Below are 22,613 nucleotides of genomic sequence, written 5' to 3'. Positions count from 1 at the left end.
AAAAGCATGCAAAGCGAGTTGGTGGAAATTCCTTTCGACGGCCGCCGTATCCAGGTGGAAGTGCAGTGGCTGCGCCCGGACCGGCAGGAGCGCCCGCTGGTGGTCTTCCTGCATGAAGGGCTGGGTTCAATCAGCATGTGGCGCGACTATCCGGCCGCCCTGTGCGAGGCCGGCGATTTTCGCGGGCTGGTGCTGTCGCGCTATGGCTATGGCCGCTCCACGCCGCGTCCCGCGGAGGAAAAGTGGGGCGTCGACTTCATGCACCGGCAAGCGAGCGAGGCCTTGCCGGCGCTGTTTGATGCACTTCAGATCGGGCCCGGCCGCAGCCGCGGCATGCCCTGGCTGTTCGGTCACAGCGACGGCGGCTCGATCGCCCTGATCTACGCCGGCAGCTTCCCGCAGGCAGTCGACGGGATCACCGTGCTGGCGCCTCACATCATGGTCGAGGACGTGTCGGTGAACAGCATCCGGGCCACCCGCGAAACCTACCTGCAGACCGATCTGCGCAGCAAGCTGGCACGCCATCATGCCGACGTGGATTCGGCCTTCTGGGGCTGGAACGACATCTGGCTCGATCCCGCCTTCCGCGCCTTCGATCTGCGGCCCTTGCTGCCGCAATTGCGTTGCCCTGTGCTCGCCGTGCAAGGCGAAGACGACGAATACGGCACCATGGCACAGATTGAGGGTATCCATCGATATGCGCCACAAACCGTCCTGCTTAAACTCCCGCGATGCGGCCACTCGCCGCACCGCGACCAGCCAGGGCCGTTGACGGATGCGGCGGTCCGGTTTATAACGGCGCATACTTCATACCTAAAATAATTTCGCGCCCCCTGCACGTTAGCCTGCATTTCCAGCGATTCCGGCAGTTCGCGAAGTCCGCGATTGCCGCGAGTCGCCCGGAAGCCCGCAGGCCGGCGATGCCGGCCCAGGCGACGGAAGTCGGCTTGACCACCAGGAGACATCCATGCATCGCTTCACATCGCGCGGGCTGGCGCCCGCATGCCTTGCCATTGCTGCATCCTTCGCCTTCGCCGCGGGCGCCAGCGCCCAAGGCACCGGCAAGATCAAGGTTGGCTTCATGCTGCCCTACACGGGTACTTACGCCTCCCTCGGCAATGCCATCGAGAATGGCTTCAAGATGTACGTGCAGGAGCAGGGCGGCAAGCTGGGCGGGCGTGAGATCGAGTACTTCAAGGTGGACGACGAGTCCGATCCCGCCAAGGCGCCGGAGAACGCTACCAAGCTGATCAAGCGCGACCAGGTCGATGTGGTGGTAGGCACGGTACACTCCGGCGTGCAGATGGGCATCGTCAAGGTAGCCAAGGAAAACAACACGCTGCTGATCATTCCCAATGCGGGCGTGGACGAAGCCACAGGCCCGCTGTGCGGCCCCAATATCTTCCGTTCTTCGTTCTCCAACTGGCAGCCGGGCTATGCCATGGGCCACGTGCTGGCCGAACGCGGCATGAAGAAGGTGGTCACGCTGACCTGGAAGTACGCGGCCGGGGAGCAGTCGGTCAAGGGCTTCAAGGAGGCCTTCGAAGCCAAGGGCGGCAAGGTGGTGAAAGAACTGAGCCTGCCGTTCCCCAACGTCGAGTTCCAGGCGCTGATCACCGAGGTGGCGTCGATCAAGCCCGATGCGGTGTTCGTCTTCTTTGCCGGCGGCGGCGCCGTGAAGTTCGTCAAGGACTGGGCCGCGGCGGGCCTCAAGGACAAGATCCCGCTCTACGCCTCGGGTTTCCTTACCGACGGCACGCTGGAAGCGCAGGGCAATGCGGCGCAAGGCCTGGAAACCACGCTGCACTATGCCGATGGCCTGTCCAACGCGCGCGACAAGGGCTTCCGCCTGGAGTACGCCAAAACCTACAAGCTGCAGCCGGACGTGTACGCCGTGCAAGGCTACGACGCCGCCCAGCTGCTGGCCGCCGGCGCCGGCGCGGTGAAGGGCGACATGACCAAGAAGGCCGAGGTCATCAAGGCGATGGAGCAGACCAAGGTCGACAGCCCGCGCGGCGCCTTTACGCTGTCGAAGGCGCACAATCCGGTGCAGGATTTCTACCTGCGCAAGGTGGACGGCCGCGAGAACAAGGTCGGCGCGATTGCCGTAAAGGGGCTGGCCGATCCGGCGCGCGGCTGCCGTCTCTGAACGGTTGAATGCTGTGGCCCGGCGCCGCTCCCGCGGCACCGGGCAGAAGTCCGGCCCGCCATGCCGTGTCCCGTCCGGGCCGGTAGCGGCGGAGCCGCATACCGCAACCGAGTTGCCGCTTTGCCGCATGGATATCCATGGATATCGTTTCCTTCTTCATACAGTGCCTTAACAGCATCCAGTACGGTTTGCTGCTCTTCCTCGTGGCGAGCGGCCTGACCCTGATCTTCGGCATCATGGGCGTGATCAATCTTGCCCATGGCAGCTTCTACATGCTGGGTGCCTACCTGGCCTTCACCCTGGCCGGGCTGACCGGCAACCTGTTGATCGCCATCCCGCTGGGCATCGTGCTGGCGGTGGCATTCGGCTATGTGCTGGAGTGGGTRTTTTTCAGCTACCTCTACGAGCGCGAGCATCTGCAGCAAGTGCTGATGACCTACGGCCTGATCCTGGTGTTCGAAGAGATGCGCAGCATCCTGGTGGACGACGACGTGCACGGCGTGACGGTGCCGGCGATGCTCGACTGGGCGCTGCCGATCGGCAACGACATGACCTATCCGGTCTATCGCCTGTTTATCTCGGCGATTTGCCTGCTGGTGGCCGCGGCCTTGTACCTGGTGATCCGCCGCACGCGGCTGGGCATGATGATCCGCGCCGGTGCGACCAACCGCGAGATGGTGCAGTCGCTGGGCATTAACGTCACGGTGCTGTACCGCTTCGTGTTCGCCCTCGGGGTGGCGCTGGCGGTGCTGGCCGGCATGATCGCCGCACCGGTGTCCTCGGTCTATCCCGGCATGGGCGGCCAGGTGCTGATCGTGTGCTTCGTGGTGGTGGTGATCGGCGGCATCGGCTCGGTCAAGGGGGCCATGGTGGCCTCGCTGCTGCTGGGCTTTGTCGACACATTCGGCAAGGTGTTCTGGCAGGAGGCCTCCGGCGTGCTGATCTACCTGTTGATGGCACTCATCCTGCTCTGGAAACCCCAGGGCTTGTTCAAGGCGGGGTAAGGATATGCCGAGCGATATCAACGCACTGGACCGTCCGCTGCGCGCGCGTGGCGGGTCCGCGCACTTGCTGGGCGGCCTGGGATGGCTGGCGGCCTTTGCCGTGCTGGCGGTGCTGCCGCTGCTGCTGAATGCGGACGGGCAACGTTTCTATATCGAGTTGCTCAGCAAGGTCATGATCATGGCCATCTTCGCGCTGTCGCTCCAATTGCTGATCGGCTACAGCGGGCTGGTCAGCCTGGGTCACGCCGCCTATTTCGCCATGGCCGCCTATGCCACCGCGATGATGGCGCCGCAGGCCGGGCCGGGCAATGGCTGGCTCTTGCTGCTGGGCGCGCTTGGCGCGGCGGCGCTGCTGGCGCTAGTGGTGGGCGCGCTGGTGCTGCGCACGCGCGGCATCTATTTCATCATGGTCACGCTCGCCTTCGCCCAGATGGTGTACTTCGTGTTCCACGACACCAAGATCGCAGGCGGCAGCGACGGCACCTATATCTATTTCCGGCCCGAGTTCGGCTTGTTGGGGGCGCGGCCGTTCGATGTCAACGACGTCACGCATTTCTACTGGCTGGTGCTCGGCGCGCTGGCGCTGACGGTGGCCGGCCTGGCGGTGGTGCTGCGCTCGCGCTTCGGCCATGCGCTGGTGGGCATCAAGCATAACGAGCAGCGCATGCGCGCCGCCGGCTACGCCACCTACCGCTATCAGCTCGGCGCCTTCGTGGTGGCCGGCACGTTTGCCGGCCTGGCGGGCTATCTGTATGCCATCCAGTATGGCTTCGTCAATCCGGAGATCGCATCCTGGCACCAGTCCGGCAACGCCATGCTGATGGTGATTCTGGGCGGCGCCGGAAGCCTGGCCGGGGCGGTGCTGGGCGCCTTTTCCTTCGTGTTGCTCGCGGAATGGTTCAGCACGCTGACGAAGCACTGGCAACTGCTGATGGGCGGTTTCGTCATCGTGGCGGTGGCCTTGCTGCCACATGGACTGGTCAGCCTGGCGCGCGGGGTTGCGCGCCGGCGCCAAGGGGGATCCCGATGAATGCACCTGTCTTGTCGGCCCGCAAGCTGACCCGCCGCTTCGGTGGCCTCACGGCGGTGGGCGACGTGGATATCGACCTCGCCTTGCATGAGATCCACGCGGTGATTGGCACCAATGGCGCGGGCAAGTCGACGCTGATCAATATGCTGTCGGGCGAACTGCCGCCTTCGTCGGGCAGGCTGCAACTGCAGGGGCGCGACGTGACCGGCTGGTCGCAGCCGCGCCTGGCGCGCGAAGGCGTTGGCCGCAGCTACCAGCGCAACAATATCTTCCTGCCGCTGACGGTGCGCGAGAACTGCCGGCTGGCGGCCCAGTCGCGCGCGCAGCGGGCCTGGCGGCTGTGGGAAGACGCGCAGCGCTGCCGCACCAGCCGCGCGCTGGGCGACGAGGCGCTGGAGTGCGCTGGCCTGGCGGGTTGTGCCGATACCGTCGCCACGGCCTTGTCGCATGGCCAGAAGCGTCAGCTCGAGGTCGCCATGTGCCTGGCCACCCAACCTACCGTGCTGCTGCTGGATGAGCCGCTGGCGGGCATGGGCGCGGAGGAGTCGGCGCGCATGCTGGCCCTGTTGCGCTCGCTGCGCGATGGCCATGCGGTATTGCTGGTCGAGCACGACATGGAGGCGGTCTTCTCGGTCGCCGACCGTATCACTGTGATGGTCAACGGCGCCGTTATCGCCTCGGGCGAACCGGACGCGATCCGCGTCAACCGCGAAGTCCAGCAGGCTTATCTTGGCGAAGAGGGCGAGGAGGGGGGGGCGACCCCCGTGCAAGCGGCGCCACGCAGGGAGCAAGCGGCATGAGCGCGATGATTCAAGCGAGCGGCGTGCACGCCTGGTATGGCAGCAGCCATGTCCTGCGCGGGGTCGATTTCAGCGTTGGCGCGGGCGAGACCGTGGGATTGCTTGGGCGCAACGGCATGGGCAAGAGCACGTTGCTGCGCACCTTGCTGGGCCATGTGCGGCAGCGCGAGGGAACCATTCTTGTCGCCGGGCGCGACGTTTCGCGCGCGCAGCCCTATGAGGTGGCGCGCCTGGGAGTGGCCTATGTGCCCGAAGGGCGTGGGATTTTCCCCAACCTCTCCGTGCGCGAGAACCTGGTGATGGCGGCGCGCAAGGGCCCGTCAGGACGGCTGGACTGGGACGAAGCAAGGGTGCTGGATCTCTTTCCGCGTCTCAAGGAGCGCCTTGGCCATGGCGGGCAACAGCTTTCCGGCGGCGAGCAGCAGATGCTGTCGATCGGGCGCGCCCTGATGACGAATCCCGATTGCCTGATCCTGGACGAGGCGACCGAAGGCCTGGCGCCGCGTATCGTCGCCGAGATCTGGCAGGTCATCGCCACCGTGCGCGCCACCGGCATTGCCTCCGTGGTGGTGGACCGCAACTACCGCACGGTACTGGCTAATGCCGACCGCGTGGTGGTGCTGGAGAAGGGCGCGGTTGTCATGAACGGTCCCGCCGCGGAACTGGCGGTGCAACCGGGCCTGCTGGATCGCTATTTAGGTGTCTAATTGTGCCTAAATCGACACAAATTGTGGTGGTGTAGCAACGGCAAGACGCATGCATGGCTCCGCCAGGTTTGTGGTTCAAGGCGCGCAAAGCGCTTGACCGGCCGGGACTTCCCTCTCATGCTTGACGCGTCATCAGCATATGGCGGGTTTCCAGGCGGGACGCTCCCAGTGGTCGCCACCCGGCACTTCATCTAGAATGGCGCGCGTTTGTGCAATGCAATAGCGGCGCGTTGCCGTTGCGCCCGATCAGGCGCACGCGCCGTGTGCCGAGGGCGTTGCGCGAGCCCTTCAACCAGACCTTTATCCATGACCCAGCCCGCAACCACCAGTCATTATTTTGTAGAAAGTCCCAGCAGGCGCGCGCTGGTGATCGGGGCAATCGGTGTCGTCTTCGGCGATATCGGTACCAGTCCGTTGTATGCGTTGAAGGAGTGCTTCAGTAGCGAGCATGGCATTCCCTTCAGCGACGCGGCCGTGATGGGCATCATTTCCATGCTGTTCTGGGCGATGATCATCGTGGTGTCGCTCAAGTACGTGATGTTCGTCATGCGGGCCGACAACGACGGCGAGGGCGGCATCCTGGCCCTGATGGCGCTGGCGCTGCGCACCGCCGCGCCGCGTTCGCGGATGGCGAAACTGCTGATGATGTTCGGCATCTTCGGCGCCTGCATGTTCTATGGCGACGCGGTGATCACGCCCGCGATCTCGGTGCTGTCCGCCGTCGAGGGCCTGGAAATCGCCGCGCCCGGGCTTTCTCACTTTGTCATACCGATCACCCTGGTGATCCTTGTGGCCCTTTTCATGATCCAGCGCAGCGGCACCGCCGCGGTGGGCAAGCTGTTCGGGCCGATCATGATGGTGTGGTTCGTGGCGCTCGGCGCGCTGGGCGTGTATCACATGGTGCATGCGCCCGGGATCCTGATGGCGGTGAATCCGTACTATGGGGTCATTTTCCTGATGGAGCATTCGCTGCAGGCCTTTGTGGTGCTCGGCTCGGTGTTCCTGGTGCTGACCGGCGCGGAAGCGCTCTATGCCGATATGGGCCACTTCGGCATCCGTCCGATCCGCATGGGCTGGTTCGCGGTGGTGATGCCGTGCCTGATGCTCAACTATTTCGGCCAGGGCGCCATGCTGCTGCAGAATCCCGAAGCCATCAGCAACCCGTTTTACCTGATGGTGCCGCAGCCTTTGCTGATCCCCATGGTGCTGCTGGCCACCTGCGCGACGGTGATTGCCTCGCAGGCGGTGATCTCGGGTGCCTTCTCGCTGACCAGCCAGGCCATCCAGCTTGGCTTCGTGCCGCGCATGCGCATCCGCTATACCTCGGACGCGGAAATCGGCCAGATCTACCTGCCGGTCATCAACTGGCTTCTGCTGGTGCTGGTGGTGATCGTGGTGGTGGCCTTCAAGAAGTCCGACAATCTGGCGGCTGCCTACGGCATCGCGGTGACCACCACCATGGTGATCACTACTTTCCTCGCCGCCGTGGTCATGCGCAATGTGTGGAAATGGAACCCGGTGCTGGTGACGCTGATCGGCCTGACGTTCCTGCTGGTCGACCTGGCCTTCTTCTCCGCCAACCTGCTGAAGATCGCCGAGGGCGGCTGGTTCCCGCTGCTGATGGGCGGCAGCGCCTTCTTCCTGCTGATGACCTGGCACAGCGGCCGCAAGCTGCTGCGCGCGCGCAGCCTGGAGGAYGGCATTCCGCTSGARCCSTTCATCGSCGGCCTGCTGGCKCACCCRCCGCACCGSGTSGARGGSACGGCCGTSTTCCTGACCGGCAATACGGAGTCGGTGCCGGTCTCGCTGCTGCACAACCTCAAGCACAACCGCGTGCTGCATGAACGCGTGGTGTTCCTKAGCTTTGTGACGCGCGACGTGCCCTACGTGGACGACGATCATCGCCTCACGTGCAAGGACCTTGGCGGCGGCGTGTTTATCCTCAAGTCAGAATACGGCTTCAAGGAAACACCGGACGTGCAGCGGGTGCTGGACCTGGCCCAGCGCAAGCTCAATATGCAGTTCGAGTTGATGGAGACGTCGTTCTTCATCGCACGCGAGTCGGTCATTCCTTCAAAGCTGCCGGGCATGTCGATGTGGCGCGAGAGCTTGTTCGCCTGGATGCATCAGAACGGCGCCAAGCCTTCGGATTTCTTCCAGATCCCGGCCAACCGGGTGGTTGAGCTTGGTACCAAGGTGGAGATCTGACGCCAGGTTTGAGGGCTCGCATGCGCTGACGAGCCACGGCCGTGCAAACTGAATGTTTGATGCCCTATGGCTACAAGATCCGTCAATTCCTGGATCTTGTAGCCATAGGGCATCTTTTTTTGGTTTGATGTCTGTTGTTCACGACCCACCGGGTGGCGGTTGGCTAGTCTGTGCGCGGGACCGACCTCCGCACGTTTCGGATGGCCTGGGTGCTTCTGCCGCATCGGTAGCCGGCGCACGTTTGCTCCTGGCTACAGGTTGCCCCGGAATCAGCGATGCGCTAGTATGTATATACGTTAATGTATATCAAAGGGGGCGACGGTGAACCTGCAAATCGCGAAATGGGGCAATAGCCTCGCGCTACGTATCCCCGCTGATTACGTTCGCCACGCTGGTCTCAAGGAGGGCGACCAAGTGCAGGCCAACCTGACCGTGGATGGCGGTATAAGCATTCGTGCGGCCAAATGGGACCGGAAGGCTTTCGCGCAAGAACTGGAGTCGACTCGCGAGGCGATGCCGATGACGGAATCGGTCATGAAGGAGTTGCGGCACGGAGCGCGCTACTGATGGTGTACGTTGACACGAGTGTACTGGTGGCGCTCTGCGTGAATGAGCCAATGAGTCCCGCTGTTTCGCAGTGGTACGCGGCGTGTACCGAAGAAATGGCCTCTGCCGCGTGGTGTGTTACCGAATTCGCGAGCGCCCTTGGCATCAAGCAGCGGACAAAACAACTGTCGGTCGAACAGGGGGCATCTGCATGGCAGGCATTCGAACGCCTGTGTGCTGGCGACCTACAGTTACTGCCAGTCGAACCGCAGACATTCCATCGCGCTGCAGTGCTAACCCTGGATGCGTCCGCGGGGCTCCGTGCGGGCGATGCGCTGCACCTTGCATCTGCGCTGGATGCCAAGGCTAAGACCATGGCGACGCTCGATGACGTGCTGGCCCGCAATGCGAAGCGAATGAAGATTAATCCGCTCGCGTTTTGAGCGCCGCCTGGCGGGGCGCTCCTTATCGCCTACCTCGCAGATTCACATCTCCAAGGGGTAACTCCGTCATAATGCCGCACACGCGACAAAAGAAGCCCCTGTGCATGGCACAGGGGCTTTTATCCACGGGCGCCTGACGCTCAGCGCTTGAGCTTGGCGAACGCCGCCGCCATCGCGCCGGACGGCTCCGCTTCGCGGCGCTGGCCGCCGAAGCCCTTGCCCTGGCCGGGGCGCTGTCCCTGTCCCTGGCGCGGCCCGTTGCCGCGGTCCGATTGTCCCGCGCGGACCGGGCCCTGGCCGGGCTCGTCGTCCAGGCGCATGGTCAGGCCGATACGATTGCGCTTGACGTCCACCTCCATCACCTTGACCTTGACGATCTGGCCGGCCTTGACCGCCTCGTGCGCGTCCTTGATGAACTTGGTGGAGAGGGCGGAGATGTGGACCAGGCCGTCCTGGTGCACGCCGATATCGACGAATGCGCCAAAGGCTGCGACGTTGGTGACCACGCCTTCGAGCACCATGCCGGGTTGCAGGTCCTTGATGTCCTCCACGCCGTCCTGGAACGTCGCGGTCTTGAACTCGGGACGCGGGTCGCGGCCGGGCTTCTCCAGTTCGGAGAGAATGTCGCGCACCGTCGGCAGGCCGAAGGTCTCGTCGGTGAAGGTCGTCGGCGACAGGCCGCGCAGCGCGTCGCGGTTGCCCATCACGTCGGGCAGGCCCTTCTTGATATGGTCGAGGATGCGCTTGACCACGGGGTAGGCCTCCGGGTGCACCGAGGAGCGGTCCAGCGGATTGTCGCCATCATTGACGCGCAGGAAGCCGGCGGCTTGTTCGAATGTCTTGTCGCCCAGGCGCGGCACCTTTTTCAGCGCATCGCGGTTGGCGAACGCGCCGTTGGCATCGCGGTACTCGACGATATTGCGCGCGAGCACGGTGTTCAGGCCCGATACGCGCGCCAGCAGCGGGGCCGAGGCGGTATTCACGTCCACGCCCACGGCATTCACGCAATCCTCCACCACGGCGTCCAGCGCGCGCGCCAGTTCGCGCTGGTTCACGTCATGCTGGTACTGGCCCACGCCGATCGACTTCGGGTCGATCTTGACCAGCTCGGCGAGCGGATCCTGCAAACGGCGCGCGATCGAAACCGCACCGCGGATCGACACGTCCAGATCGGGGAATTCCTTGGCCGCCAGTTCCGATGCGGAGTACACCGAGGCGCCGGCTTCGCTGACCACGATCTTGGTCAGCTTGGCCTCGGGCAGCTGTTTCATCAGGTCCTGCACCAGCTTGTCGGTCTCGCGGCTGGCCGTGCCGTTGCCGATCGAGACCAGCATCACATTGTGCTGCTTGGCCATGCGCGCCAGCGTGGCGAGCGAGCCGTTCCAGTCGCGGCGCGGCTCGTGCGGGTAGATGGTGGCGGTGTCGATGAGCTTGCCGGTGGTGTCGACCACGGCCACCTTGCAGCCCGTGCGGATGCCCGGGTCGATGCCCATCACCGACTTCGGACCGGCCGGCGCGGCCAGCAGCAGTTCGTGCAGGTTGCGGCCGAACACCTTGATGGCTTCGCTCTCTGCGGTTTCGCGCAGTTGCGTCAGCAGCTCGGTCTCGAGGTGCGGCTGCACCTTGACGCGCCAGCACCAGCGGCACACGTCGGCCAGCCACTTGTCGGCGGGACGGTTCTGGTTCTGGATGCCGACGTGGCGGGCAATCATGCCTTCGCACGGGTGCGGCACCATGGCGTCCTGTTCCTCGCCCAGGCCGAGCTTGACCATCAGCACGCCCGCATTGCGGCCGCGGAACAGCGCCAGCGCGCGGTGCGACGGAATGGTGCGGATGGTCTCGCTGTATTCGTAGTAGTCGCGGAATTTCTCTTCCTCCGCGCCTTCCTTGCCTTCCATCACGGACGAACTCACCATGCCGTTGTTCCACAGGTGCTCGCGCACCTTGCCGAGCAGTTCGGCGGTTTCGCCGAATTGCTCCGACAGGATGTCGCGTGCGCCGTCGAGTGCGGCCTTGACGTCGGGCACGCCGCCATCGGCGGTGGGATTGCCGTTGACATACCTGGCGGCCTCGGTCTGCGGGTCCAGCGTGGGATCGGCCAGCAGGGCAAGGGCCAGCGGCTCGAGCCCGCACTCGCGCGCGATCTGGGCACGGGTGCGGCGCTTGGGCTTGTAGGGCAGGTACAGATCTTCCAGGGCCTGCTTGGTCTCGGCGCCTTCGACGGCCGCGCGCAGTTCGGGCGTCAGCTTGCCTTGCTCCTCGATGGAAGCGAGGATGGTGGCGCGGCGCTCTTCCATCTCGCGCAGGTAAAGCAGGCGCTCTTCCAGGTTACGCAGATGCGTGTCGTCCAGGTTGCCGGTGACCTCCTTGCGGTAGCGCGCAATGAAAGGCACGGTCGCGCCTTCGTCGAGCAGTTCCACGGCCGCGGCCACCTGGCGGGGTTGGACGGAGAGTTCGGCCGCGATGAGCGACACGATCTTTTGCATGACGGAAGCTGGCAGATTGGACATCAGGAAAACAGTCGGTCGAAAGCGGGGCATTTTGCCACAAGCTTGCCGCGGCGCGGCGCGGTGTTCAGGGCAGGGCACAGCCGGCGTTCCGGCGGAGGCTGGCCAGGCATCAATAAGCCGCCGTGCCCTGGGGCAAGAGGCGGGGCGGATGTTAGAATCCGGGCATGATCGTCAAGCCACATCCGGCCCCACTCGCGGCCGCGTTATCCGACTGCTCCGCCACCCCGGCCAAGGCCCGCTCTCTGTCCGCGCAGCTGCGGCTTGCCTTGCTGTGCGCCGGCCTGGCGGTGTTGCTCATGCCAATGCGCGGCCATGCGCAGGCGGCCCCGGGCGCTGCGCAGGCCCCTGCCCAGGCAACTGAGGCGCAAGCGCCGCAGCCGCCGTCGCGGGATTTCGCCGCGGAGCGCAAGGCCATCGTCGATTCGCGTGCCTGGACCGATTATCGCTACGGCAAGGCGGAGCACGATTGCTACAACAGTTTTTTTGTTACGCACTGCATCGACAAGGCCAAGGATGTGCGCCGCGGGGAACTGCAGGTGCTGCGCAAGCGGGAACTGGAGGTTGGAGAAGCGGAGCGCGCCTTCAAGGCGGTCGAGCGCGACCAGGCTCAGGCCATCAAGCGTGCCGAGTACGAAGCCGGCCAGCCTGCCCGCGAAGCCAATGAACGCGCCAGCCGCGAGAGTTTCGAGCGCAAGCAGCAGGAACAGCAACTGCGCGATGCGCAGCATCAGGCCGATGCTCCGCAGCGTGCCGCCAATGCCGAGGCTTACAACAAGAAGCAGGCTGACTTCGATGCGCGCATCAAGGCAGCGCAAGAGCAGGGCGCGCAGCAGGCCAGGCAGCGGCAGGAAAATGTAAAGGCGTTCGAGGCGAAGCAGCGCGAAGCCGAACAACGGCAAAAAGACGTCGACGAGCGCCGCGCCAAGGCCAAGGAACAGCAGGGGCAGGCCACGACGCCGCGTCCCTTCGGTTTCTGAGCGGTGCGAGCCGCGCCCACAGCCGGGGGCAATACCGGCGACAATGGCCGGTGCAAGACGACGCGACGCGCCACGCGGTGCCAGCGTCGGAAGCCATACCGGCCCGCCGGCGCCAGCGCCGGCTTTGATCGGGGGAGCCCATGGACCGCAACCTGAATACCTTATCGCGGCAGATCATGGAGTTGCAGATCGAACACCGCGATCTCGATTACCTGATTGACCGCATGGCGGCTGACGCCACGCACGACGAGCTGCAGCTGCGGCGCCTGAAAAAGCGCCGCCTCAAGCTCAAGGATGCGATTACCTTGCTCCAGCTTCAGCTCGAGCCGGACGTGCCCGCCTGATTCCCCTTGTCCACGGGCCGTCGCTGAAGCGGTCCGCCATAAAGCCTCGCCTTGCCCGCCTCCGAAGAAGACCTTTCCGCCACGCCCGCGGTCCCCGTAACGACCACCGTGTCCGCTGCGGCCGACACGCCAGATACGCCCGCAATGCCGGCCGCCAGCGGTACCGGGCCGTCCGGTGCCGCGGTATCGCATGCCGCCGAACTGGCTACCATCTTCGCCCCGACCGGGACCCTGGCGCAGGGCATCGAAGGCTACCGCCCGCGCGAGGCGCAAGAGCGCATGGCCGAGGCCGTGGCCAGCGCGATCGAGCGCGCCGACACGGTCATCGTCGAGGCCGGCACCGGTACCGGCAAGACCTTTGCCTATCTGGTCCCCGCCATGTTGTGGGGCGGCAAGGTCATCCTCTCCACCGGTACCAAGAACCTGCAGGACCAGCTCTTCCTGCGCGATATCCCCACGGTGCGGCGCGCGCTCAATGTGCCGGTGTCGGTCGCGCTGCTCAAGGGGCGGGCCAACTATCTCTGCCACTACCATCTGGAACGCGCCGAAATCCAGGGCCGCCTGGCCTCGCGGCAGGACGCCGCATGGCTGCGCGAGATTGCCCGGTTTGCCAAGGTGACGTCCACGGGCGACAAGGCCGAGCTTGCCTCGGTGCCGGAAAACGCGCCGGTATGGCAACTGGTCACTTCGACTCGCGACAACTGTCTCGGCACGGAGTGCCCGAACTACAAAGAGTGCTTTGTCATGCGCGCGCGCAAGGAGGCGCAGCAAGCCGACCTGGTGGTGGTCAACCATCACCTGTTTTTTGCCGACGTCGTACTGCGCGACACAGGCATGGCGGAACTGTTGCCGGCGGCCAACACAGTCATCTTCGACGAGGCGCACCAGCTGCCGGAGACGGCCACGCTGTTCTTTGGCGACAGCCTGTCGACCAGCCAGTTGCTGGAGCTCGCGCGGGATACCGTGGCCGAAGGCCTCTCGCACGCGCGGGACGCCGCCGACTGGGTGCGCATCGCGGCACCCCTGGAGCGTGCCGCGCGGGACTTGCGGCTGGCCTTTACCAAGGACAATGCGCGCCTGGCGGTGAACCAGATCGAAGCGGACCCGCGCATCAGCAAGCCTTTTTTTGAGACGCTGGACGCACTCGAAAGTGCGCTGGGGGAGTTCGTGACCCTGCTGGAAAGCCAGGCAGAGCGCGCCGAGTCGCTGGAGCAGTGCCACCGCCGCGCGGTGGAGCTCGATCAGCGCCTGGCGGCCTGGCGTAGCGAATCCAAGGCCGCGCCGCAGCCCGCCGCGAGCGGCGAGGCGCAAGATGGCGCGGTGGCGGCCCCTGCAGCCGCCTTCGGGCCGGACACGGTGCGCTGGGTGGAGGTGTTCTCCCACACGGTGCAGCTGCATCGCACCCCGTTGTCGATCGCGCCAATCTTTACGCGTCAGCGCGAAGGCCACCCGCGAGCCTGGGTATTTACCTCGGCCACGCTCTCGGTGAAGGGCAATTTCAGCCACTACGCTGCCCAGCTCGGGCTGGACAAGGACAGGTCGCTGACCTTGCCAAGCCCGTTCGACTACGCCGAGCAGGGCCTGCTCTACGTGCCGCGAGACCTGCCGGCGCCGCAGTCGCCCCAGTTCACGGAAGCGGTGGTGCAAACCGCGTTGCCGCTGATCGAGGCGGCGGGCGGTCGCGCCTTTCTGCTCTGCACCACGCTGCGGGCGGTGCAGCGTGCCTCCGATATGCTTTACGAGGCCTTCGCGGAGCGCGGCCTGGCACTACCCCTGCTGGTCCAGGGCCAGGCCAGCCGCACGGAACTGCTCGACCGTTTCCGTGAGCTTGGCAATGCGGTGCTGGTCGGCAGCCAGAGTTTCTGGGAGGGCGTCGACGTGCGTGGCGAGGCGCTGTCACTGGTGATCATCGATAAACTGCCGTTTGCGCCACCCGACGATCCCGTGCTGGCCGCACGCATGGAAGTGCTGCAGAAAAAGGGCCTGAGCCCGTTCGCCGTGCACCAGTTGCCGCATGCGGTGATCACGCTCAAGCAGGGCGCGGGGCGCCTGATCCGCTCCGAGACAGACCGTGGGGTGCTGGTGATCTGCGATACCAGGCTGGTGGAGAAGCCCTATGGTCGCCAGATCTGGCAGAGCCTGCCGCCCTTCAAGCGGACGCGCGAGGCCGAGACCGTGATCCGCTTCCTGGAATCGATCCGGGACGGCGGGGAGGCGCCAGCGGCGGACCAAGGGGGCGAAGCGCGGCCCGATTGAGCAGGCAACAAAAAGCCCGGTCGAGACCGGGCTTTTTGTTGCCGGGGCTTGCGCCTCCGGCCTACTCAATTGCATGCCTGCCGTTCAGAACACTTCCCACCAGGACTTGTCCTTGCGGCGTTCTCCATACTTGATGTAATCGCTGTTGGGGAAGTTCTTTTCCATCACGCGGGCGGTATCGTCGCGCAGATCCTTCATGCCCAGCGAGTCGTAGGAACGGATCATGATGTACAGCGCTTCTTCGTTGGCCGGGGCGCCATCATATTCCTTGAGCGCCTGCTGGGCGCGGTTGGCGGCGGCCAGGTAGGCGCCACGCTTGTAGTAGTAGCGTGCCGCATGGACCTCGTGCTGGGCCAGCGCGTTCACGATGTACTGCATGCGCGCGGCGGAGTCCGGCGTGTACTTGCTGTCGGGGAAGCGCGTGACGAGGGTGTTGAATGCGTCATACGCGGCGCGCGCGGCCTTGGGGTCGCGCTCGCTCAGGTCCTGGCCGGAAAAGCGGCCGAGCCAGCCCAAATTATCATTGAAGTTGATCAGGCCCTTCAGGTAATAGGCATAATCCACGTTCGGGTGATTCGGATGCAACTGGATGAAGCGGTCAACCGAGGCCAGGGCCGCGGCGGTTTCGCCATCCTTGTAGCTGGCATAGGCGGAATCGATCTGCGCCTGCTGCGCGAAACGGCCGAAGGGGTAACGTCCTTCCAGCTTATCGTACAGCTTGACTGCACGGGTGAAGTCGCCGGAATCGAGTGCGTCCTTGGCTTCCGAATATAATTTGTTAGCCGACCAGCCGGCAGTTTCGTCTGGTTGATCCGACAGCAGGCCGCACGCCGATAGCATGACGCAGCCGCCTGCGAGCAGAATCGCTCCAATTCTTGCGCGCCAGTTGGCGCGCTTCATGCTCATCGATTGCATGGGCAACATATCCCGGATGAAAAATAGCGTCAAGCATTATAGCCCAAGCCCCTTGCCGGCAACCGCCGCCAAGGGCATCGCGCAGCAAGCTGCCGATTCAGCCGACACTTTGAACGAAGTGGAGGACCTGGAAGACCTGACCGATGTGGCCGCGCTAGGCGGCCTGGAGGCTGGTGCGCAGGCATCGCCGATCGAGTTGGAAATGCAGCAAGTGGAGTTTGAAGTAGACGGTGCGTCACATGGCGAGCGCCTCGATAAATTGCTGGCCCGCCATCTCAGCGGATTTTCGCGCAGCCGCCTGCAGCAATGGATCGAGAGCGGCGCGGTGCTGGTCGACGGCGAGGTGCGCCGCTCGAAGGCTTCGGTCCAGATGGGCGAGCGCGTCGTGGTGCGGCCGCAGGCCCCGGCCGAATCGCGCGCCTTCGTGCCGGAAGACGTGCCGCTCGAGGTGGTGTACGAGGACGCGGCAATGCTGGTCATCGACAAGCCCGCCGGGCTGGTGGTGCATCCCGCGGCCGGCAACTGGGGCGGCACGGTGCTCAACGGCCTGCTGCACCGCTATCCCGAGGCCGTGGGCCTGCCGCGCGCCGGCATCGTCCACCGGCTCGACAAGGAAACCTCCGGGCTGATGGTAGTGGCGCGCACGCTTACCGCCCAGACCGATCTCGTGCGCCAGTTGCAGGCGCGTACCGTCAAACGTACCTATCTGGCGCTGGTGTGGGGCGAGACGCCCGAATCGGGCACCATCGATGCGCCGATCGGCCGCGATCCGCGCGAGCGGATCCGCATGGCGATCGTGCTCACCAACAGCGGCAAGCCTTCGCGCACCCATTTCCGCACGCTGGGCACGGTGCCGCTCGGGCGGGGCCATGTCTCGATGGTGATGTGCCAGCTCGAAACCGGCCGCACGCACCAGATCCGCGTGCATTTCGAATCAATCGGCCATCCCCTGGTCGGCGATCCGGTCTACCATCGCGCCGCTACGCAGCGCGGCCAGCGCCCGGCCATCAAGGCGCCGCTGCCGGTGCCGCTGGGGCGCCAGGCGCTGCACGCCTTCCGGTTGGGGCTGGTGCATCCGACGACCGGCAAGTCCATGTCGTGGGAGGCGCCGCCGCCCGACGACCTGCAGGCATTGATCGAAGCGCTCGATTTCGACCGCGCCGATGATGAGGACGAGGATGACGGCTGGGTGGAGGGCGAGGACGGCGCATGGGAGTACGGCGATGACGACTGAGGCGCCGTGGCTGGTTCCTGACTGGCCGGCCCCGGCGCGGGTGCGCGCGTTGTCCACCACCCGTCAGGGCGGCTTGAGCCAGGCCCCTTACGGCCTGGCGGACGGCAGCCCGGGCGGGCTTAACCTCGGCACCCACGTGGGCGACGATCCCTCGGCGGTCGCCGGCAACCGGGCGCGCCTGGCCGCGCGGCTGCCGGCCGCGCCAGGCTGGCTGGAGCAGGTGCATGGCTGCGCGATCGCCACCGAGGACAAGTTCGCGGCCGATGGCGCGGTTCCGCAGGCGGACGCAAGCATTGCCGCGACCCCTGCGCGGGTCTGCGCCGTAATGACCGCGGATTGCCTGCCGGTGCTGCTCTGCGATCGTGCCGGCACGGTGGTGGGCGCGGCGCACGCTGGCTGGCGCGGGTTGTGCGGCGGGGTGATCGAATCCACGGTGGCACGCATGGGCGAGCGGGCAGGCGCGCAGGCCGAGTGGCTGGCCTGGCTTGGTCCTGCGATCGGCCCGCAAGCCTTCGAGGTCGGCGCCGAAGTCCGGCAGGCCTTTCTTGCCCAGGCGCTGCCCGAAGAAGCGGGACCGGTGGATCGCGCATTCCGCGCCGGCGCGGACGGCAAGTATTTCGCGGATATCTATGCGCTTGCCCGCATCCGCCTCGCGCGCGCGGGCTGTACCGCGGTGTATGGCGGCGACGCCTGCACCGTCAGCGATGCGCGGCGCTTCTACTCTTACCGGCGCGATGGCGTCACTGGCCGCATGGCCAGCCTGGTCTGGTTGGTCGCCTGAATTCCCCTCGCCGTTAGTCCCGGGCGGGCGGCAGGGCTGGTCGCGCGCCCGTCGCCTGGGCGGGTTGGGTTGCCTCGGGCTCCCCGGCGGCCGCGGGGTCCGGCTCGCTCTTGGCCTGTTTTGCTTCCTCGGCCTTGCGCCGGCGCCGGCGTCCAGGCGTGCCCATGATGTACACCAGGATCGCCACCGGGAACAGGCCATAAAAGACGAAAGTGGCCACGCCCGCGACCACGGTATGTACGGTAATGGCCATCATCAGGACCACGTACAGCCAACCGATTGCAACGATGTACATCAGAAAGTCATCCTTCTCGTGCAAGCTTGCCCCGGGGCCGGAGTGGCTGCGCCGGGCTGCCCGCAGATTCGCGCCGGGCGCATTTTGCCATTAGCGCCGGTCCGCGCAATTTTCCGCATTGACAGGCAGAACATTGCAAGGCAACAATGGCCTCGAGTGGCTTGCGATTATGTGTTCGCGAGCATTCGCAGGCTCCGCCGGCACCATCCGGTCCGCGGAGAGGCGTGTCCGGCAAGCATACCGCATGACGTCACCAGCCGAGGGTGTCAGCGCGGGCCGGTTTCGAGGCTGGAGGCGGGGGTGAGTCCCGCAGTGGTGGCACGCCGCCCAGCCAGCTTTCAAATAAGTGACGGCAGAGAGACGAAACATCATGGCAACCGGCAAAGGTGCGGCAGCTTCCGCCAAGGAAGACAAGTCCCAACCGTTTTCATTTGCTTCGGGGCCATTTGATCCAGCGACATGGCTGGAATGGACCCGTCAGGCACAGGCCAACGGTATGGCGACCCAGCAGGGCATGTCCGGCATGCCCGGCATTCCCGGTTTCGAGGCTTTGACGGGTTCCGCCATGGCGGGCGTGAAGATCGCGCCCGATCAGTTGGCCGGCATCCAGCAGCGCTACATGAAGGACTTCAGCGAGCTGTGGCGAAGCATGGCCGAAGGCGGCGCCAATCCGGCGGAGGCACTGGCCGACCGCCGCTTTGCAGGCGATGCCTGGCGCAGCAGCGCGGCCTTTCACTACGCGGCTGCCTTCTACCTGATCAACGCACGCGCCATGAATGAGCTGGCCGACGCGGTCGAGGCCGATGCCAAGACCCGCCAGCGCATCCGCTTCGCCGTCTCGCAGTGGGTCGATGCCATGTCGCCGGCCAATTTCCTCGTCACCAATCCGGAGGCGCAGAAAAAACTGATCGAGTCGGGCGGTGAGTCGCTACGGGTTGGCGTGCTCAACATGCTGGAGGACCTTGGCCGCGGCAAGATCTCACAGACCGACGAATCCGCCTTCGAAGTGGGCCGCAACGTGGCTGTCACCGAGGGTGCGGTCGTCTACGAGAACTCCTACTTCCAGTTGCTGCAATACAAGCCGAGCACCGAAAAGGTGTTCACGCGCCCGCTGCTGCTGGTGCCGCCGTGCATCAACAAGTACTACATCCTCGACCTGCAGCCGCAGACCTCGCTGGTGAACTACATGGTGGAGCAGGGGCACACGGTCTACATGGTGTCCTGGCGCAACCCGGATGCCTCGATGGCCGAGATCAGCTGGGATGACTACATCGAGCATGCCGCCATCCGCGCCATCGAAGTCACGCGCGAGATCAGCGGCCAGGACCAGATCAACGTGCTGGGCTTCTGCGTGGGCGGCACCATCGTGTCCACCGCGCTGGCGGTGCTGGCCAAGCGCGGCGTGCGGCCCGTGGCCAGCCTGACATTGCTGACCACGCTGCTGGATTTCGCCGAGACCGGCGTGCTGGATGTGTTTGTCGACGAAGCCCACGTCAAGCTGCGCGAAGCCACCTTGGGCGGCGTCGGGGGCGCGCCATGCGCGTTGCTGCGCGGCGTGGAACTGGCCAACACGTTCTCTTTCCTGCGCCCCAACGACCTAGTCTGGAACTATGTCGTCGACAACTACCTGAAGGGCAATACTCCGGTACCGTTTGACCTGCTGTTCTGGAACGGCGACGCCACCAACTTGCCGGGACCCTGGTACTGCTGGTACCTGCGCCATACCTACCTGCAGAACGAACTCAAGGAGCCGGGCAAGCTGACCGTGTGCAATGCGCCGGTGGACCTGGGCAGCATTGACGTGCCCACCTATATCTACGGCTCGCGCGAGGACCATATCGTGCCCTGGGCATCGGCCTACGCCTCGACCGCGCTGCTCAAGAACAAACTGCGTTTCGTGCTTGGGGCATCGGGCCATATTGCCGGTGTGATCAACCCGCCGGCCAAGAAGAAGCGCAGCCACTGGACCAACGACAAGCTTCCGGCGTTGCCAGAGGACTGGCTCAGCGATGCCACCGAGCATGCCGGCAGCTGGTGGCCCGACTGGGCATCCTGGCTGGGCAAGCACGCCGGCGCGCGCAAGGCAGCGCCCACCGACTACGGCAACAAGGATTACCGCGCCATCGAGGCGGCACCGGGCCGCTACGTCAAGGCGAAGGCATAGGATTTGTCCGGGCCGGCACCCCATTGGGCAGCCGGCCTCTTTCACCCCTTATCCGCATTCAACTCGAGAGGACCTCCCAATGACTGACATCGTCATCGTATCCGCTGCCCGTACCGCGGTGGGCAAGTTCGGCGGCTCGCTCGCCAAGATCCCCGCACCTGAACTCGGCGCCATCGTTATCAAGGCCGCGCTCGAGCGCGCCGGCATCAAGCCCGAGCAGGTCAGCGAAGTGATCATGGGCCAGGTGCTGGCCGCCGGCTCCGGCCAGAACCCGGCGCGCCAGGCCGCGCTGAAGGCTGGCCTGCCCGTGATGGTGCCGGCCATGACCATCAACAAAGTCTGCGGCTCCGGCCTGAAGGCCGTGATGCTGGCGGCCAACGCCATTGCCGCGGGCGATGCCGAGATCGTGGTGGCGGGCGGCCAGGAAAACATGAGTGCCGCGCCGCACGTGCTGCCGGGCTCGCGCGACGGCTTCCGCATGGGCGATGCCAAGCTGGTCGACAGCATGATCGTGGACGGTCTGTGGGACGTCTACAACCAGTACCACATGGGCGTCACCGCCGAGAACGTCGCCAAGGAATACGGCATCACGCGCGAAGCGCAGGACGCGTTCGCGGCGGCCTCACAGAACAAGGCCGAAGCTGCCCAGAAGGCTGGCAGGTTTGACGAGGAAATCGTGCCGGTGCCGATTCCCCAGCGCAAGGGCGATCCGGTGCAGTTCGCCACCGACGAGTTCGTGCGCCACGGCGTCACGCAGGATGCGCTGGCTGGCCTGAAGCCCGCCTTCGACAAGGCCGGCACGGTGACCGCGGCCAATGCCTCGGGCCTGAACGACGGTGCCGCCGCGGTGGTGGTGATGTCGGCTGCCAAGGCCAAGGAACTCGGCCTGACTCCGCTGGCGACCATCCGAGCCTACGGTACCGCCGGTGTCGATCCCAAGGTAATGGGCATGGGCCCGGTACCTGCATCGCAGCGTTGCCTGTCGCGCGCCGGCTGGAGCGTGGAAGAGCTCGACCTGATGGAAATCAACGAAGCCTTCGCTGCCCAGGCCCTGGCCGTGCACAAGCAGATGGGCTGGGACACGTCCAAGGTCAACGTCAACGGCGGTGCTATCGCCATCGGGCATCCGATCGGCGCGTCGGGCTGCCGCGTGCTGGTCACGCTGCTGCATGAGATGAAGCGCCGCGGTTCGCGCAAGGGCTTGGCCTCGCTGTGCATCGGCGGCGGCATGGGCGTGGCGCTGGCGGTGGAACGCGAGTGACAATCTGCATCGCTTGCCGCAACGCATAGCGCGCAAGCTGGTCTGAGGGGTGTGCTGGCGGGGAGAGGGCTTCTTCCCGCTGGTTTCAATAAAAACTAGCCATCAAGGAGTAGATATGACTCAGCGCATTGCATACGTAACCGGTGGYATGGGTGGCATTGGAACGGCCATCTGCCAGCGTCTGGCCAAGGATGGCTACAAAGTGGTGGCCGGTTGCGGCCCCAACTCGCCGCGCCGTGAAAAATGGCTCGAGCAGCAGAAGGCCCTGGGCTTTGATTTCATCGCGTCGGAAGGCAACGTTGCCGACTGGGATTCGACCAAGGCCGCATTCGACAAGGTCAAGGCCGAAGTCGGTGAAGTCGACGTCCTGATCAACAACGCCGGCATCACGCGTGACGTGGTGTTCCGCAAGATGACGCGCGCCGACTGGGACGCCGTGATCGATACCAACCTGACCTCGCTGTTCAACGTGACCAAGCAGGTCATCGACGGCATGGCGGACCGTGGCTTCGGCCGCATCGTCAATATTTCGTCGGTCAATGGGCAGAAGGGCCAGTTCGGGCAAACCAACTACTCCACCGCGAAGGCAGGCCTGCACGGCTTCACCATGGCGCTGGCGCAGGAAGTGGCGACCAAGGGCGTGACCGTGAACACGGTGTCGCCTGGGTACATTGCTACCGACATGGTCAAGTCGATCCGCCAGGATGTGCTGGACAAGATCGTCGGCACCATTCCCGTCAAGCGCCTTGGCGCGCCCGAGGAAATTGCGTCGATCTGCGCCTGGCTGGCGTCCGATGAGTCGGGCTTCTCGACCGGCGCGGATTTCTCGCTGAACGGCGGCCTGCATATGGGGTGATGGGCTAGGGCCGCCTTTGGTATTCGGGTGGCTTTTTGTCTTGGGAGGTCCTCTTCGGAGGGCCTTTTTTGTTTTTGGTGGCGGAACTGGCAGGGCGGCCAATCCGGGCAGTCAACCGAAGTCCCCGCATGTT

At 65.1% G+C, this 22,613-nt stretch carries 20 protein-coding genes; 17 read left to right on the top strand and 3 right to left on the bottom strand.

The genetic code is table 11. From position 1 onward, the window contains the following. Positions 1-6: 6 nt before the first annotated feature. The 9 genes from AC1DT6_RS26010 (at position 7) to AC1DT6_RS25970 (ending at position 8,887) form a co-directional block, all read left to right on the top strand. Entirely contained in the window at positions 7-822 is an 816-nt protein-coding gene (locus AC1DT6_RS26010) for an alpha/beta fold hydrolase (protein WP_441631252.1), read from the top strand. A gap of 145 nt (positions 823-967) precedes the next feature. After that, on the top strand, positions 968-2,149 hold the full coding sequence (locus tag AC1DT6_RS26005; protein ID WP_045241734.1) for an ABC transporter substrate-binding protein: 1,182 nt from the start codon (positions 968-970) through the stop codon (positions 2,147-2,149). Positions 2,150-2,286: 137 nt separating this feature from the next. Next, positions 2,287-3,153, top strand: coding sequence for a branched-chain amino acid ABC transporter permease (locus tag AC1DT6_RS26000; protein ID WP_441631249.1), 867 nt, complete (start codon positions 2,287-2,289; stop codon positions 3,151-3,153). Between the two features lie 4 nt (positions 3,154-3,157). Continuing rightward, complete coding sequence (locus tag AC1DT6_RS25995; RefSeq protein ID WP_441631247.1) at positions 3,158-4,183, top strand: branched-chain amino acid ABC transporter permease; 1,026 nt, start codon at positions 3,158-3,160, stop codon at positions 4,181-4,183. Beyond that, the gene (locus AC1DT6_RS25990; RefSeq protein ID WP_441631245.1) at positions 4,180-4,983 is read left to right on the top strand and encodes an ABC transporter ATP-binding protein; all 804 of its coding nucleotides are present in this window, start codon (positions 4,180-4,182) and stop codon (positions 4,981-4,983) included. Before AC1DT6_RS25995 ends, AC1DT6_RS25990 begins: the two co-directional genes overlap by 4 nt. After that, positions 4,980-5,690 carry an ABC transporter ATP-binding protein gene (locus tag AC1DT6_RS25985; protein ID WP_441631243.1) on the top strand — a complete coding sequence of 237 codons (711 nt, stop codon included), beginning with the start codon at positions 4,980-4,982 and terminating at the stop codon, positions 5,688-5,690. Before AC1DT6_RS25990 ends, AC1DT6_RS25985 begins: the two co-directional genes overlap by 4 nt. 306 nt (positions 5,691-5,996) lie before the next feature. Next, complete coding sequence (locus AC1DT6_RS25980; RefSeq protein ID WP_477115001.1) at positions 5,997-7,898, top strand: potassium transporter Kup; 1,902 nt, start codon at positions 5,997-5,999, stop codon at positions 7,896-7,898. Between the two features lie 321 nt (positions 7,899-8,219). Continuing rightward, a complete protein-coding gene (locus AC1DT6_RS25975; RefSeq protein WP_052686225.1) occupies positions 8,220-8,465 on the top strand; it encodes an AbrB/MazE/SpoVT family DNA-binding domain-containing protein in 246 nt (81 codons plus the stop codon). Next, complete coding sequence (locus AC1DT6_RS25970) at positions 8,465-8,887, top strand: type II toxin-antitoxin system VapC family toxin (protein WP_441631240.1); 423 nt, start codon at positions 8,465-8,467, stop codon at positions 8,885-8,887. The genes AC1DT6_RS25975 and AC1DT6_RS25970 overlap by 1 nt, the downstream gene beginning before the upstream one ends. A 140-nt stretch (positions 8,888-9,027) precedes the next feature. Here the strand turns inward: AC1DT6_RS25970 and AC1DT6_RS25965 are convergent, their stop codons facing one another. Then, entirely contained in the window at positions 9,028-11,397 is a 2,370-nt protein-coding gene (locus tag AC1DT6_RS25965) for a Tex family protein (RefSeq protein WP_441631238.1), read from the bottom strand. A gap of 164 nt (positions 11,398-11,561) precedes the next feature. On the opposite strand from AC1DT6_RS25965, the gene AC1DT6_RS25960 reads away from it, so the two are divergent. From AC1DT6_RS25960 to AC1DT6_RS25950, 3 genes are all read left to right on the top strand, one after another. Then, positions 11,562-12,374, top strand: coding sequence for a hypothetical protein (locus AC1DT6_RS25960; protein WP_441631236.1), 813 nt, complete (start codon positions 11,562-11,564; stop codon positions 12,372-12,374). 140 nt (positions 12,375-12,514) lie between these two features. Continuing rightward, positions 12,515-12,718 carry a DUF465 domain-containing protein gene (locus tag AC1DT6_RS25955; protein WP_035860131.1) on the top strand — a complete coding sequence of 68 codons (204 nt, stop codon included), beginning with the start codon at positions 12,515-12,517 and terminating at the stop codon, positions 12,716-12,718. A 144-nt stretch (positions 12,719-12,862) separates the two neighbouring features. Continuing rightward, entirely contained in the window at positions 12,863-14,974 is a 2,112-nt protein-coding gene (locus tag AC1DT6_RS25950; RefSeq protein ID WP_441631277.1) for a DNA repair helicase YoaA, read from the top strand. Positions 14,975-15,058: 84 nt separating this feature from the next. On the opposite strand, the gene AC1DT6_RS25945 is transcribed toward AC1DT6_RS25950, so the two are convergent. Beyond that, positions 15,059-15,889 carry an outer membrane protein assembly factor BamD gene (locus tag AC1DT6_RS25945; RefSeq protein ID WP_035860133.1) on the bottom strand — a complete coding sequence of 277 codons (831 nt, stop codon included), beginning with the start codon at positions 15,887-15,889 and terminating at the stop codon, positions 15,059-15,061. A 16-nt stretch (positions 15,890-15,905) separates the two neighbouring features. Between AC1DT6_RS25945 and AC1DT6_RS25940 the strand changes: the two genes are divergently transcribed. Further along, on the top strand, positions 15,906-17,123 hold the full coding sequence (locus AC1DT6_RS25940) for an RluA family pseudouridine synthase (RefSeq protein ID WP_035860220.1): 1,218 nt from the start codon (positions 15,906-15,908) through the stop codon (positions 17,121-17,123). Next, positions 17,113-17,904: a peptidoglycan editing factor PgeF gene (gene pgeF, locus AC1DT6_RS25935; protein ID WP_441631233.1), complete on the top strand. Its 792-nt coding sequence runs from the start codon at positions 17,113-17,115 to the stop codon at positions 17,902-17,904. Before AC1DT6_RS25940 ends, pgeF begins: the two co-directional genes overlap by 11 nt. A 13-nt stretch (positions 17,905-17,917) precedes the next feature. On the opposite strand, the gene AC1DT6_RS25930 is transcribed toward pgeF, so the two are convergent. Continuing rightward, positions 17,918-18,199 (bottom strand): hypothetical protein, encoded by a 282-nt coding sequence (locus AC1DT6_RS25930; protein WP_441631231.1) that lies wholly within the window; start codon positions 18,197-18,199, stop codon positions 17,918-17,920. Between the two features lie 370 nt (positions 18,200-18,569). Here AC1DT6_RS25930 and phaC point away from each other — a divergent pair, with 370 nt between their 5' ends. The 3 genes from phaC to AC1DT6_RS25915 all read left to right on the top strand — a co-directional run bounded on the left by phaC (position 18,570) and on the right by AC1DT6_RS25915 (position 22,480). Further along, on the top strand, positions 18,570-20,363 hold the full coding sequence (phaC, locus tag AC1DT6_RS25925) for a class I poly(R)-hydroxyalkanoic acid synthase (RefSeq protein WP_441631229.1): 1,794 nt from the start codon (positions 18,570-18,572) through the stop codon (positions 20,361-20,363). Between the two features lie 79 nt (positions 20,364-20,442). After that, positions 20,443-21,624 (top strand): acetyl-CoA C-acetyltransferase, encoded by a 1,182-nt coding sequence (locus AC1DT6_RS25920; RefSeq protein ID WP_441631227.1) that lies wholly within the window; start codon positions 20,443-20,445, stop codon positions 21,622-21,624. 115 nt (positions 21,625-21,739) lie between these two features. Further along, on the top strand, positions 21,740-22,480 hold the full coding sequence (locus tag AC1DT6_RS25915; RefSeq protein WP_035860140.1) for a 3-ketoacyl-ACP reductase: 741 nt from the start codon (positions 21,740-21,742) through the stop codon (positions 22,478-22,480). Positions 22,481-22,613 lie beyond the last annotated feature (133 nt).

The sequence above is a fragment of the Cupriavidus sp. 01L45 genome (assembly GCF_056399885.1).
Note: the sequence above shows the minus strand (reverse complement) of the source record. Positions and strands in the feature narration are given on the sequence as shown.